Annotated in this window: 14 protein-coding genes and 1 pseudogene; 3 read left to right on the top strand and 12 right to left on the bottom strand. The window is 69.3% G+C overall.

Features of this window, described 5'->3' with window-relative positions; translation table 11 throughout:
- Positions 1-117: 117 nt before the first annotated feature.
- The 12 genes and pseudogenes from AC1P0E_RS27700 to AC1P0E_RS27645 all read right to left on the bottom strand — a co-directional run bounded on the left by AC1P0E_RS27700 (position 118) and on the right by AC1P0E_RS27645 (position 9367).
- Positions 118-1503 carry an 8-oxoguanine deaminase gene (locus AC1P0E_RS27700; protein ID WP_482744826.1) on the bottom strand — a complete coding sequence of 462 codons (1386 nt, stop codon included), beginning with the start codon at positions 1501-1503 and terminating at the stop codon, positions 118-120.
- 39 nt (positions 1504-1542) lie between these two features.
- A pseudogene (locus AC1P0E_RS27695) lies at positions 1543-1881 on the bottom strand (purine permease); the annotation flags it as partial.
- A 403-nt stretch (positions 1882-2284) separates the two neighbouring features.
- Positions 2285-3208 carry a factor-independent urate hydroxylase gene (gene pucL, locus AC1P0E_RS27690; RefSeq protein WP_482744825.1) on the bottom strand — a complete coding sequence of 308 codons (924 nt, stop codon included), beginning with the start codon at positions 3206-3208 and terminating at the stop codon, positions 2285-2287.
- 7 nt (positions 3209-3215) lie between these two features.
- On the bottom strand, positions 3216-3605 hold the full coding sequence (gene uraH, locus AC1P0E_RS27685) for a hydroxyisourate hydrolase (RefSeq protein ID WP_482744824.1): 390 nt from the start codon (positions 3603-3605) through the stop codon (positions 3216-3218).
- A gap of 6 nt (positions 3606-3611) precedes the next feature.
- Positions 3612-4118: a 2-oxo-4-hydroxy-4-carboxy-5-ureidoimidazoline decarboxylase gene (uraD, locus tag AC1P0E_RS27680; protein ID WP_482744823.1), complete on the bottom strand. Its 507-nt coding sequence runs from the start codon at positions 4116-4118 to the stop codon at positions 3612-3614.
- A gap of 189 nt (positions 4119-4307) precedes the next feature.
- Positions 4308-4628 (bottom strand): helix-turn-helix domain-containing protein, encoded by a 321-nt coding sequence (locus tag AC1P0E_RS27675; protein WP_482745922.1) that lies wholly within the window; start codon positions 4626-4628, stop codon positions 4308-4310.
- Between the two features lie 62 nt (positions 4629-4690).
- On the bottom strand, positions 4691-4942 hold the full coding sequence (locus AC1P0E_RS27670) for a hypothetical protein (RefSeq protein ID WP_482745921.1): 252 nt from the start codon (positions 4940-4942) through the stop codon (positions 4691-4693).
- Positions 4943-4991: 49 nt separating this feature from the next.
- Positions 4992-6224, bottom strand: a complete 1233-nt coding sequence (locus AC1P0E_RS27665; protein ID WP_482744822.1) for an ABC transporter permease — start codon at positions 6222-6224, stop codon at positions 4992-4994.
- Positions 6221-7000, bottom strand: a complete 780-nt coding sequence (locus AC1P0E_RS27660; protein WP_482745920.1) for an ABC transporter ATP-binding protein — start codon at positions 6998-7000, stop codon at positions 6221-6223. Before AC1P0E_RS27660 ends, AC1P0E_RS27665 begins: the two co-directional genes overlap by 4 nt.
- Before the next feature lie 14 nt (positions 7001-7014).
- Entirely contained in the window at positions 7015-8235 is a 1221-nt protein-coding gene (locus AC1P0E_RS27655; RefSeq protein ID WP_482744821.1) for a peptidoglycan-binding protein, read from the bottom strand.
- Positions 8232-8732, bottom strand: coding sequence for a hypothetical protein (locus AC1P0E_RS27650; RefSeq protein ID WP_482744820.1), 501 nt, complete (start codon positions 8730-8732; stop codon positions 8232-8234). The genes AC1P0E_RS27655 and AC1P0E_RS27650 overlap by 4 nt, the downstream gene beginning before the upstream one ends.
- Positions 8733-8947: 215 nt before the next feature.
- Entirely contained in the window at positions 8948-9367 is a 420-nt protein-coding gene (locus tag AC1P0E_RS27645; protein ID WP_482744819.1) for a hypothetical protein, read from the bottom strand.
- Between the two features lie 475 nt (positions 9368-9842).
- Between AC1P0E_RS27645 and AC1P0E_RS27640 the strand changes: the two genes are divergently transcribed.
- From AC1P0E_RS27640 to AC1P0E_RS27630, 3 genes are all read left to right on the top strand, one after another.
- A complete protein-coding gene (locus AC1P0E_RS27640) occupies positions 9843-10664 on the top strand; it encodes a TIM barrel protein (protein WP_482744818.1) in 822 nt (273 codons plus the stop codon).
- Between the two features lie 31 nt (positions 10665-10695).
- Entirely contained in the window at positions 10696-11595 is a 900-nt protein-coding gene (locus AC1P0E_RS27635; RefSeq protein ID WP_482745919.1) for a 2-hydroxy-3-oxopropionate reductase, read from the top strand.
- Positions 11596-11788: 193 nt separating this feature from the next.
- A complete protein-coding gene (locus AC1P0E_RS27630; protein WP_482744817.1) occupies positions 11789-13246 on the top strand; it encodes a catalase in 1458 nt (485 codons plus the stop codon).
- Positions 13247-13456 lie beyond the last annotated feature (210 nt).

Below are 13456 nucleotides of genomic sequence, written 5' to 3'. Positions count from 1 at the left end.
CCCCGGGGGCGCTCGCACTTGGGCGCGCGCCCCCGGGCACAGCTGCCGTGGACCCCGCTCGGGTCCGCGGCCGCCGGCTGAGGGCCGTCCCCCTCAGCCGGACTTCCGGGGGGACGGTCAGGCCTGCGCGACGATCCGCGCGAGGCGCTGCGACTCGGCCCGCGCGTCGCGGGCGATGGCGTCCTCGTCCACCGTGATCAGGTGGTTGTCCTCGACGACGGGCTTGCCGTTGACGAGCGACAGGGTGACCGGAGCCGCGGCGCCGAAGACGATCGCGGTGACCGGGTCGGCGATGGTGGAGTGGCCGAGGCCGTCGATCTTCCACATCACCAGGTCGGCGAGCTTGCCTGCCTCCAGCGAACCGATCTGGTCCGCGCGGCCGAGCACCTGGGCGCCGCCGTACGTTCCGAGGCGCAGCGCCTGGCGGGCGTTGAGCGCCGCCTCACGGTGCGCGCCGAGGCGGTTGATGAGCAGCGCGTTGCGCAGCTCGGTGTGCAGCTCACCCGACTCGTTGGACGCCGTACCGTCGACGCCGAGACCGACCGGGACGCCGGCCTTCAGCATGTCGGGTACGCGGGCGATGCCTGCCGCGAGGCGGGCGTTGGAGGACGGGCAGTGGGCGACGCCCGTGCCCGTACGGGCGAATGCGGCGATGTCGGAGTCGTTCATGTGGACGCAGTGGGCCATCCACACGTCGCTGCCGAGCCAGCCGGTCGACTCGAAGTAGTCGGTCGGGCCCATGCCGAACAGTTCCTTGCAGTACTGCTCCTCCTCGACCGTCTCGCTGCCGTGGGTGTGCAGGCGCACGCCCAGGCGGCGGGCCAGTTCGGCGCCCTGCTTCATCAGCGCGGTGGAGACCGAGAACGGCGAGCAGGGGGCGACGGCCACCTGGGTCATCGCGTCGAAGGAGGCGTCGTGGTGCTTCTTGACGGTCTCCTCGGTCGCCGCCAGCGCGCCCTCGAGGGTCTCGACGGCGAAGTCCGGCGGGAGGGCGCCGTCCTTCTCGCTGGCGTCCATGGAGCCACGGGCGAGGGTGAAGCGTACGCCCATGTCGGAGGCGGCACCGATGATGGCGCCGGACAGGTCGCCGGAGCCCTTCGGGTACACGTAGTGGTGGTCCATCGCGGTGGTGACACCACCGCGGGCCATCATGGCCAGCGAGCCCTGCGCCGCCGCCTTCACCATGGGCTCGTCGATGCGCGCCCAGGTCGGGTAGAGGGCGACCAGCCAGTTGAAGAGGTTGTGGTCGGTGGCCAGGCCACGCGTGATCCACTGGTAGAAGTGGTGGTGCGTGTTGACCAGGCCGGGCGTGACCAGATGGCCCGTGCCGTCGATGCGGCGTACGACGTTCTCCAGGCCGTCGGGGGCCTTGCCCGCGCCGATGGACTCGATGCGGTTGCCGGCGACCACGACGTAACCCGAGGCGTACTCGGTGTCGTTGGCGTCGACCGTTGCGATGGCACAGTTCTCGATGATGGTGCGCGCGGCTGCCTGTGCTGCCATGGTGCGTCCTTCTCTCAGTGATGTGGGCACGGCAGGACCCTAGGAGGATTTGAGTGCCGCAGCCGCGTGGCTCCGGGTGCCGAGATGGTGAAAGAACAGGTTGAGCAGGACCGCGGCCAGTGCTCCGGCACTGATTCCGGAGCCGAGCACGGTCTGTGCCCAGGCCGGGAAATCCGTGGAGAAGGCGGGCGCGGCGAGCGGGATGACGCCCGCGCCGCCGAGTACGACCGCGCCGAGGACCAGGAGAGCGCCGCCGGCGACGGTGACGTTCGGGGCGAAGGCGCTGGTCGGGAAGGAGCCGAAGACCGGTCCCACGAGGGTCGGGATGCCGTCGGTGCGCAGGCCGCGGGTGATGGTCCGCCCGTCGGCCCTGCGGTCGCGAGACCGGCGGTTGCTGAAGGAACCATGGACGGGCAGGCCGGCGCTGATGCCGGGGATGCTCCCGGAACGGCGGCGCAGGCGACGGCAGTCTTCGCGGCCCGCCGTCGATGGCCGGTGAGTCGCGCCACGCGCCATACGGTTCGTTCGGGCGTCGGACGCGTCCAGACGGCGTTGCGTACCGGGAACCCTGCCCGCCTCGGGCTGGATCACGTGCGTAACACGTGCCGCCGCCGGGGTGCGAAAGCGGGGAACTGGACCGGACGCGAGACGGGGCGCTGCGTTCACGACGTGGACACAGGGGCCGTCGTCGGCCCGACATGCAGGCGTTGCCATGGAGCTTCCCTCCGGTCCGGTGGGCCCCCGCCTGCTGTCGGGCGGGCGGGGGCCTACCGGTCCCGCGTCAGAGGTTGGTCATGTCGACCGGGATCTGCGGCTCGACGCCGTCCCGCAGGATGGTGGCCTCGATGAGGCCGTACGGGCGGTCGGCGGCGAAGTAGACCTCGTTGTCGTTCTTCAGCCCGAAGGGCTCGAGGTCGACCAGGAAGTGGTGGTTGTTCGGCAGCGAGAAGCGGATCTCGTCGATCTCGCTCCGGCTGTTGATGACGCGCGAACCCATCTGGTACAGGGTCTGCTGGAGGGAGAGGGAGTACGTCTCGGCGAAGGCCTGGAGGATGTGCTTCTTGGCCTGCGCGTACGACTTCTCCCAGTTGGGCATCCGGTCCGCGTCGTCGGTCCAGTTGTAACGCCAGGCGGCGGAGACATCGGTGCACAGGATGCGGTCGTACGCCTCCTTGAGCGTCGTGTACCGGTCCTTGACGTAGCCCCAGAACTCCGAGTTGGTGGAGTTCATGACCGTGAGGTCCTTCAGGCCGGAGATGATCTCCCACTTCTCACCGTCGTAGGTGATCTGTGTGGTGCGCAGCTCCTGGCCCTGGCGGACGAAGGAGTGGTTGACCTCGTCGGAGCCGATGAACTTGGAGTTGTTGTCCGAGGTCGCGATGCGGTCCCAGGAGTACTCCTCGATCCGGATCCGGGCGACCTTGATCGGCTCCTGCGACGTCACGAAGTGACGGGCGAGGTGGATGCCGAACTGCTCGGCGGACTCGATGCCGTACTCCTTGGCGAACGCGTACACCGTGTTCTTGGTGGTGTCCGTCGGCAGGACGTTCGCGTTCGAGCCGGAGTAGTGCACGTCGTCCATGTCGCCGGAGAGGGCGACGGAGACGTTCAGGTCCTTGATGTGGTGGGTGTCGCCGTCCCGCGTGATCTTGACGACGCGGTTCTCTGCTTTGCCGTACTGGTTCTGGCCGAGAATCGTGGGCATGTCGGTGCTAGCTCCCTCGGTATACGGAGTAGCCGAACGGGTTGAGCAGCAGCGGTACGTGGAAGTGTTCGCCCGGGACGACGGCGAACGTGATCGCCACCTCCGGGAAGAACGCGCCGCTGTCCCTTACGCGGGGGGCGTCCTGCTGTGCCTCGGCTTGCTTGCTACGGAAGTACGCCTCGGTTTCGAAATCGAGACGCACATGGGTCGTGCCTTCCGGCAGGGCCGGCAGGTCCTTGCAGCGCCCGTCCGCGTCGGTCGCGGACCCGCCGAGTGCCACCCATTCGGCGTCACTGCCACTGCGGGCGGTGAGCGAGATGGCGACGCCCTCGGCGGGGCGTCCGATGCTGGTGTCCAGGATGTGCGTGGACACCGAAGCAGTGGTCGCGGTGCTCATCAGTCCTCAGTCCTCTTCTACGAGACGGGTCAGCCGGATTCGGTTGATCTTCCCGAGTTCGGTGCGCACGATCTCGCGCTCCGCCTCGGCGGTGTTGCCGATCCGGTCCCGCATCGCGTCACGCATCTGCTCACCGGTCGCACCGGTGGCGCAGATCAGAAAGACATGTCCGAACTTCTCCTGGTAGGCCAGGTTCAGTTCGAGCATCTCGGCTTTCAGTTCCTCGGACGCTCCGGCCATCCCCCGCTGTTCGCGGGAGGAGGTCGGGTCACCGGGCTTAGGCCGGCCGATCGGCGGGTGGCCCGCCATCGCTTCGGCCAGATCCTCCGCGGTCAGTTCGGCCATGGCGGCGTCACTGGCGAGGAAGAGGGCTTCCGCGTTGGTGTACGGGCGCTGGGCGAGCAACTTGCTCCCCCACGCCGAGCTGGCGCATACCTCGTGGAGCGCGGCCGAGGCCTCGCTGTCCGCCGAGGTATTGAACCGGGCGAGGCCCGGTGTCGAACCTGAAGTCACGGGAGCCTCCGTGGCTATGTGCTGGACGGGCTGGGCATAGCTAACGCCCTCAAGAACAGCTCGTCAACACTTTGTTGAAATCTTGCGAACGTAAAAGCCGCCGTCCCGTTGTCCGGACGGCGGCCTCCCCGAATGATCGATCAAATATGCCCACTTACTGGACAGCGCTGGACGCTGAGGGACAGCGGATCAGCCGCTCTTGGAGCCGTTCTCCCTGTTCAAGTAGTTGTAGACGGTGAAGCGGCTGACCCCCAGGGCGCTCGCCACCGTCTCCACTCCGTGCCGCACGGAGAAGGCCCCGCGCGCCTCCAGGATCCGTACGACCGACTGCTTCTCCTTGCGGTCGAGCTCGGCCAGCGGCATGCCGTGCCGGCGCTCCAGCGCGGCCAGGATGTGGTCGAGGGAGTCCGAGAGCTGCGGAAGGCGTACGGCGACGACGTCCCGGCCCTCCCAGGCCAGCACCACGTCGTCACCCGCCGCCTGCTCGGGCACCATCATCTCGCCGCCCATGGCGTCGACCAGCGGCTTGACCGCGATGACGAGTGGGTGATCGTCCGGCGCGCTGAGATCGGTCACTTCTCGCCCTCCCCGATCACGTTGACCTGCAACGAGACCCGGGTGGCACCCGCGGCCAGGGACTTGCGCAGCAGCGCGTCGACGGCGGTCAGCACCTCGTCCGCGCCGCCCTCGGCGGTGTTCCCGAACGGGCCTACGTCCACAGCGTCCAGCTCGGCCACCTGGATGACCTCGCGGGCCGCCAGCGCGTGCGCCGGCGCCTCGTCGAGATCGAAGGGTTCCGTCGTGAACTCCACTCTCAATCGCACCATGCCCCCACGTTACTGGCGGCGGCCGGGAGTCCGTCAGGCCCGGCCCTCAGCCGGTTGCCAGCGCGGTGGTCGGCGAGACACGCGCGGCGCGCATCGCCGGGTACAGCCCGGCCACGGCCCCGATGACCAGGGTGCCCGCCGCACCGGCCAGCACCGCGCTCGCGGGCAGAGCGACCGGCCAGCCCCGGTGATCGGCGTACACCGTGGTGATCAGCAGCCCGAGGGCCGCGCCGCCGCAGCCGCCCAGCCCGGAGAGCACCAGGGACTCGGTGAAGAACTGGTTGCGGACCTGGCCACGGGTGGCGCCCAGAGCCCGGCGCAGGCCGATCTCGCCGCGCCGCTCCAGTACCGCGATGACCATGGTGTTGGCCACGCCGATCCCTCCGACCAGCAGGGCGACCGCCCCGATGCCGAGCAGCAGCCCGGTGAACGCCTCGTCGGCGGCGAGCTTCGCGGCGAGCGCGTCGGAGGGCCGGGCGACCCGTACCGCGTCGGGCTGCTCGGGATGGACCGTACGGGCGAGCACGTCCCGTACGTCGGTCACGGCGTTCTCGTCGGCCCGTACGTAGACGGCGGTGGGGTGGCCGTCGAAGCCCAGCGTCTGCTCGGCGGCGCCGAAGCCGATCAGGGCCGCGCTGTTCAGCTCGGGCGCGAGGACGACCGGTTCGATGACCCCGATCACCGTGAAGTGATGGCCGCCGATCAGGACCTGGACATCGGGATGGGCGCGGACGACGCCCAGCCTGCGGGCGGTGGCGGAGCCGAGGACGACGGCCGGGTACTCGCCGGTGGCCCGGTTGAGCCAGGTGCCGCTGGAGGTACGTACGCCCAGGGTGGCCAGGAGATCGGGGTTGGCCGCGAAGACCTCCAGGGCGTTGGTCTCCTCGCGTGGGATCAGGTCGGAGCGGTACACCTTGGCGTCGATCCTGCCTACGGCGCTCACCTCGTTCACGGGCGGGACCCGCCGGACCGTCTCGGTGACCCCGGTGGGAAGTTTCGCCTCGCCGCCGGTCAGGGACTCCCCCGCCTCGGCGTGCAGGAGGTTGGTGCCAAGGGTGTCGAGGGTGGCCTGGAGTTCGGCGCGGCTGGAGGTGGAGATGCCGACCACGGCCACCATCGCGGCGATGCCGATGGAGATGCCCGCCGCCGAGAGGACGGCGCGCAGGGGTTTCGCGCGCAGCCCGGACAGGCTCAGCCGCAGGACGTCGAGGGGGCCCAGCCGGGCGGGGCGCAGCGGGGGACGGGAGCGGGTCGCGGAGTCGGGCGGGGTCATCGTCATCGGGCGGCCTCCTCGGCGGTACGGAGGGTTGTGCGCTCGGCGGTACGGAGGGCTGCGCGGCCGCGGTCCTCGACCAGCCGCCCGTCGCGCATGACCACCCGGCGCGGCAGCCGGGCGGCCAGCTCCGTGTCGTGGGTGATGACGACGACGGTGGTGCCGTCGGCGTTGAGTTCCCGCAGCAGTTCGACGACGCGGGCCCCGGACGCGGTGTCGAGCGACCCCGTGGGTTCGTCGGCGAGCAGCAGGGAGGGGCGGCCGGCCACCGCGCGGGCCAGGGCGACGCGCTGGCGCTCGCCGCCGGACAGCTCGTGCGGGCGGTGCCGCAGCCGGTGGCCGAGACCGACTCTGCGCAGGCTCTCGGCGGCGGCCGCCGTCCTGGCCCGCCGGGAGAGTCCGGCGTACAGCAGCCCTTCCGCCACGCTGTCGACGGCGCTCACCCCCTGGGTGAGGAAGAACTGCTGGAAGACGAAGCCGATGTGCTCGGCCCGCAGGGCCGACAACTGGCGGTCGGACAGCCGGTCCACGGCGTAGCCCGCGATGCGTACCTGGCCTGCGGTCGGCCGGTCGAGCGTGCCGATGAGGTTGAGCAGGGTGGATTTGCCCGATCCGGAGGGGCCGACCACGGCGAGGAGTTCGCCGGGCAGGACCCGCAGGGTGAGGTCGCGGACGGCGTGGACGGGCGGGGCGCCGGGGTAGCTGCGGGTCACTTCGGTGAGCTCTATGACGGGCTCGGGCGGCTGCGGGCCGCCCGGCTCGGCGGCCGGCGCGTTCGTCACCTCGCTGACGGCGTTCACAGCGTGGGCGTCCCGACCTTGAGGCCCTCGGTGATGCCCGCGCCGGACACCTCGACGCGGCCGCCGCTGAAGAGCCCGGTGGTCACCGGGACGATGCGGTCGGGGTCGTCGGGGCGGTCCCCGGCCACCTGAACGCCGTACCCGCCTTCGCGCAGCGCGAGCAGTGCGGCGACGGGCACGGACAGGACGTCGCGGTGCCGTTCGTTCTCGGCCTCCACACGGACCGGAGAGTACGTGAGGGAGCCGGCGGCCTTCTGATCGGCGAGGGCGATCCGTACGGTGACGGTCTGGTCGCCGGTCCGGGGGCTCTGTCCGCCGCCTCCGCCCTCACCTTCGTCGTTTTCGCCGTCGCCGCCGTCGCCCTTGCCGCCGCCGACGACGGTGCCGACCGAGGTGACCCTGCCCGCGACCGGCTTGTCGCGGCCGGGGATGGTGACGGTCACCTTCTTGCCCACGGGGAGCAGGCGCTGCTGGGACATTTTCGCCTTCACCGTCACCGTGCGTTCGGCCTTGGTCGTGTCCAGTACGGGGCTGCCGCTCTGCGCCTCGTCACCGGGCTTGCGGTCGGCCTCGCCGGCCCGGACGGACCGCGGGGCGAACAGGACGCGGCCGAGTTCGAGCCGCCCGGTGCGGGGCAGGCCGAGGGAGCGCTGCCAGCGTTTCACCGCGTACGCGGTGTTGTCGGTGTACGTCTCGTCGACCGTGAAGCCGGTGTGGCCGAGGGCGGCGAGGTTCTTCTCCAGCTGGCGTACGTCGCCGCCGTCGGACATGCCGGGGGCGAAGGCGCGATAGGCCGGGATCCGTCCGTACAGCAGCACGACGGGTTTCTCGTCGACTCGGTAGAGGACCCCGCCCCGGGAGACCGTCGCTCCGGGACGGGCCGTCCAGGTGACCGTGCCGGTCAGGCGGTTGGGCAGGTACACCTCGTCGGCGTACTCCAGCGTCCCGTCCAGGGTTTCCTTCGCGGTCAGGTCGCCGCGCGTCACCGGGGCGGTGGCCGCCGACGGCGGGAGCGTCGGCGCGGGCGCGCCGTCCGCGCGGTCGCGGACCACCACGACGGCCACCGCGCCGGCGGTCAGCACGACCGCGCAGGAGACGATCAGCTTGCGGGCTCGGCGGGGGCGCGGAGGGAGGCCGTCCGCCTCATCGACGGTCCGGGGTCCGGGCCCGGTCTCGGTCCCGGTCCCGGTCTCGGTCCCGGTCTCGGTCCCGGTCACTGTCCCGCACCTGGAACGGGACCGGCCTCCTTGTAGCACTCCTTCGACGCCTTCTCGTGTGCCGCCCGCTCGCTCTCCTCGACGTTGCCCATCGCGAAGCCCTTGTCGCGCAGGCAGCGCTCGACCTTGAGCCGCCACACCTTCTGCTCCTCCGTCTCCTTGCCGCCACCGGCCGCACCGCCGCCGCTGCCGCCCTCGTCCATGTACTGCTTGCAGGCGTTCTGTGCCTTGCTGATCTTGGCCTGGTCCTGAGTGTCCGTGACCTGGATGGAGACGTTCCCGTTGGTTTCCGGGTCGTCGACCTCGATGTCGTTCTGGCGCAGGCACCGTACGAACTTGAGAACGTCGGCGTCCGCGTCACCGGCGCCGGGCTTTTCGGTCTTGCTGCCGGGCGATGTCTTTCCGCCGGCGGAGGGCACTTCACTTTCCTCGTCCGCACCGCATCCGGTCAGCAGCACCACCGAAAGCAGTACGACACTCAAAGGTTTGAGGTTCAACGTAAGCTCCTCGTCAAATTCAGGCGTCACTCATGAATAGCAAGGCCCTCCGAAGAGATCACTGAGAGATTTATGAGATTCAGCTGAGAACAAAAGGAGGGGAAGATTCCCGTATCCGCCGAACGCGAGAAGGCCGAATCCAGGACTGTCCGGACAGTCCTGGATTCGGCCTTCGTCGGTCAGCGCCGCTCAGCGGCGAGGGCCGGCGGCAAGGGTCAGCCGCCGATCGAGCCGCCCCAGACGGCGTTGGTGCCGGAGGGGCAGGTCAGCGTGTGGTTCCACGTGCCGTAGTAGTACGTCCCGAAGGTGTACCGGTAGCCGTTCGAGCAGTCCACGTAGACCCGGTAGCCGTTGCCGGAGCAGGTCATGTAGAAGTTTCTGCCGGACCTGCTGCCGTTCCAGCAGCTGGCGTTGATGTTCACGTCGCCCTGGGCGGCAGCCGCGGCACCACCCGACTTGCCGAGGGACTTGGTGCCCACCCCGGACTTGACCTGCCCCTTGGACGACTGCGAGGTGGAGACCGCCTGGCCGTCCCCGGTGGAAGCCGCGCTTGCGGCGGGCGCGATGCCCACCCCGGCGCCCAGCATCAGCATGGCGCCGGCCCCGACGAGACCCAGGTTTTTGCGGATCGTCATCTTTTCCCCATTCAACGCGTCTTGTTGAACCCGTTTGAACCCGTTGCCCACTCGGTGAGCGAGCGACGCGATTCTGCTCAGAGCAGCACGAGCATGTCAATTCTAATTTCCTTCTCATGAAGGCGCTCCGCACTGCGAATCAGTCATTCCGCAAAGGTCCAGGCCACCGAGCGAACCGCGCACCCAAAATTCCATTCCCGCCGGTAAACACCTCGGCCGCAAAAATGAACTATGCGTTCCCTATGTGCCCCCTGTGAGCCGTGACTGAATACCGGCCATATAAAGACAGGCCATGGCGGACGGGGACCCGTCACCCCTCAGCCATCCCCCCGGTCACCCGGCACCGCAGCGGCACCTTCCGCACCGTCAGGCCGCCCGACCTGGCCACGCCCTCTTGACAGGCCTCCACACCCCAGGCAACATTCCATCAGGCAGAAAACAACTTCCGCGATACGGAAGGAGCGCCGAAACCCTCATGGGCTACACGGACCAGCGCTTCGATGTGAACCTCTCGATCCTCTTCACGGAACTCCCGCTCCTCGAGCGCCCGGCGGCCGCCGCCGCGGCAGGCTTCAAGGCGGTCGAGCTGTGGTGGCCCTGGATCGAGACCCCCACCCCCGACCAGGCCGAGCTCGACGCGCTCAAGAAGGCGCTCGACGAGGCCGGCACCCAGCTGGTCGGCCTGAACTTCTACGCCGGGCAGCTGCCCGGCCCGGACCGCGGCGCACTCTCGGTGCCCGGCGAGGAGTCGGACCGCTTCCGCGCCAACATCGACGTGGCGGCGGACTTCGCCGCCTCGGTCGGCTGCAAGGCGCTCAACGCGCTCTACGGCAACCGCGTGGACGGCGTCGACCCGGATGTCCAGGACAAGCTTGCCCTGGAGAACCTGGTGGTGGCCGCCCGCGCCGCCGACCGGGTGGGCGCGATCCTGCTGATCGAGACCCTCAACAAGCCGGAGTCGCCGCTCTACCCGCTGGTGAGCGCACCGGCCGGCATCGCGGTCGTCGACAAGGTCAACGAGGCGACCGGACTCGGCAACGCCAAGTTCCTCCTGGACATCTACCACCTGTCGATGAACGGCGAGAACCTCCCCGACGTGATCGCGGAGTACGCCGGCAAGACCGGCCACGTGCAGATCGCCGACAACCCGGGCCGCGGCGCGCCCGGCACGGGAGACCTGCCGCTGGAAGAGCTGCTCAACCAGCTCAAGAGCGCCGGTTACGACGGCTGGGTGGGCCTGGAGTACAAGCCCGGCGACCGCCCGAGCGCCGAAGCCTTCGGCTGGCTCTCGAACTGACCACTGTTTTTAGCGCGTGAAAGAGGCACCCATCATGAGCAACCTTCCCAAGATCGGCTTCATCGGCCTCGGCATCATGGGCTCTCCCATGTCCGAGAACCTGCTGAAGGCGGGTTACGACGTCACCGGCTACACCCTGGAGCAGCCCAAGATCGACCGCCTCGTCGCCGCCGGCGGCAAGGGCGCGTCCTCGATCGCCGAGGCCGTCAAGGACGCCGACGTCGTCATCACGATGGTGCCCGCCTCCCCGCAGGTCGAGGCGATCGCGTACGGCGAGGACGGCATCCTGGAGAACGCCAAGAAGGGCGCCCTCCTGATCGACATGTCCTCGATCACCCCGCAGACCTCCGTCGACCTGGGCAAGGCCGGCGCCGAGAAGGGCCTGCGCGTCCTGGACGCCCCGGTCTCCGGCGGCGAGGCCGGCGCGATCGAGGCCGTACTGTCGATCATGGTCGGCGGTTCGCAGGAGGACTTCGACGCCGCCAAGCCGGTGCTCGACGCGCTCGGCAAGACCATCGTCCTGTGCGGCCCGCACGGCTCCGGCCAGACGGTGAAGGCCGCGAACCAGCTGATCGTCGCGGTCAACATCCAGGCGTGCGCCGAGGCCGTCGTCTTCCTCGAGAAGTCCGGCGTGGACCTCGAAGCGGCCCTCGACGTACTCAACGGCGGACTGGCCGGTTCGACCGTCCTGACCCGCAAGAAGGCCAACTTCCTGAACCGGGACTTCGCCCCGGGCTTCCGGATCGACCTGCACCACAAGGACATGGGCATCGTCACCGACGCCGCCCGCAATGTCGGTGCCGCCCTCCCCGTCGGCGCGGTCGTCGCCCAGCTGGTCGCCTCGCTGCGCGCCCAGGGTGACGGTGGCCTGGACCACTCCGCCCTGCTGCGCTCGGTCGAGCGCCTCTCCGGTCAGCCCGTCCAGAGCTGACCCCCTGAACTCCGGGCTGCGGCGGCGCTGACACCTGTCCTGTCGCGCCCAGGCGCTGCCGCCGCCCGGTTTCAATTTTTTTCGCCCCAGTCAGCGCCGAAGTCCCTCTTCAACTTCAACAAACTGTTGACGTAACGCGTGAAGCCTACTTACGCTCCTCACGCCGCCAGCAGATCCCGCAGGAAGGTCCCCCATGTCGCAGCGTGTGCTCACGACCGAGTCAGGTGCCCCGGTCGCCGACAACCAGAATTCCGCCTCCGCCGGTGTCGGTGGCCCGCTCCTCATCCAGGACCAGCACCTGCTGGAGAAGCTGGCCCGCTTCAACCGTGAGCGCATCCCGGAGCGCGTCGTCCACGCCCGTGGCTCGGGCGCGTACGGCTACTTCGAGGTGACGGACGACGTCACCGGCTTCACCCGCGCGAACTTCCTCGGCGAGGTGGGCAAGCGGACCGAGACGTTCATCCGCTTCTCCACCGTCGCGGACAACCTCGGCGGCGCGGACGCGGTCCGCGACCCGCGCGGCTTCGCGCTGAAGTTCTACACCGAAGAGGGCAACTACGACCTCGTCGGAAACAACACCCCGGTGTTCTTCCTCAACGACCCGGTCAAGTTCCCCGACTTCATCCACTCCCAGAAGCGCGACCCCTTCACGGGCAAGCAGGAGCCGGACAACGTCTGGGACTTCTGGGCGCACTCGCCCCAGTCCACCCACCAGATCACCTGGCTGATGGGCGACCGCGGCATCCCCGCCTCGTACCGCCACATGAACGGCTTCGGCTCGCACACCTACCAGTGGACGAACGAAGCGGGCGAGGCGTTCTTCGTCAAGTACCACTTCAAGACGAACCAGGGCATCCGCTGCCTGTCGTCCGAGCAGGCCGCCGAACTGGCCGGCAAGGACGCCAACTCGCACCAGACGGACCTGCTCCAGGCCATCGAGCGCGGCATGAACCCGTCCTGGACGCTGTACGTCCAGGTCATGCCGGCCTCCGAGGCCCCGGACTACCGCTTCAACCCGTTCGACGTGACGAAGGTCTGGCCGCACGCGGACTACCCGTTGCAGCGCGTCGGCCGGCTGGTCCTCGACCGGAACCCGGACAACGTCTTCGCCGAGGTCGAGCAGGCCGCCTTCTCCCCGAACAACTTCGTTCCGGGTATCGGCCCCTCGCCCGACAAGATGCTCCAGGGCCGGCTCTTCGCCTACGCGGACGCCCACCGCTACCGCCTCGGTGTGAACCACACCCAGCTGCCGGTGAACGCCCCGAAGGCGACCGTGGCCGACAACTACGGCCGGGACGGCGCCATGTCGACCCGCTACGGTTCGCGCCACGACAAGAACTACGAGCCCAACTCGTACCAGGGCCCCGCGCAGACGGACCAGGCGCTCTCCGCCCCGCTGGCGGTGTCCGGCTGGACCGGCGCCCACGCCAACGCCGTTCACGTCAAGGACGACGACTTCTTCCAGGCCGGTGAGCTCTACCGCCTGATGTCGGAGGAAGAGAAGTCCCGCCTGATCGCGAACATCGCCGGTGGCCTCTCGCAGGTCAGCCGCGACGACGTGATCGAGAAGAACCTCGCGCACTTCCACGCCGCGGACGCGGAGTACGGCAAGCGCGTCGAGGAAGCGGTCCGCGCCCTGCGCGAGGACTAGGCCCCAGACCGCGCGGGTGACGTGACGGGAGGTCACGTCAACCGCGCAGTCCGTACCACCGGCCCGAATGAGGGGTGGCCGGGGTTACGGACGGAACGGGTACCGCGGCGGCGAGCGAGCCAGTGCGGTGGTCAAGGCTTACGGACCGTCCTCCTCGACCTGAGGGGAGAACGATCCGCAGCTCATCGCCACCCGCCGCGGAACCCTGCC

The organism is Streptomyces sp. TRD_SC_5 (genome assembly GCF_056836825.1).
This window is presented reverse-complemented; position numbering and strand designations above follow the sequence as displayed.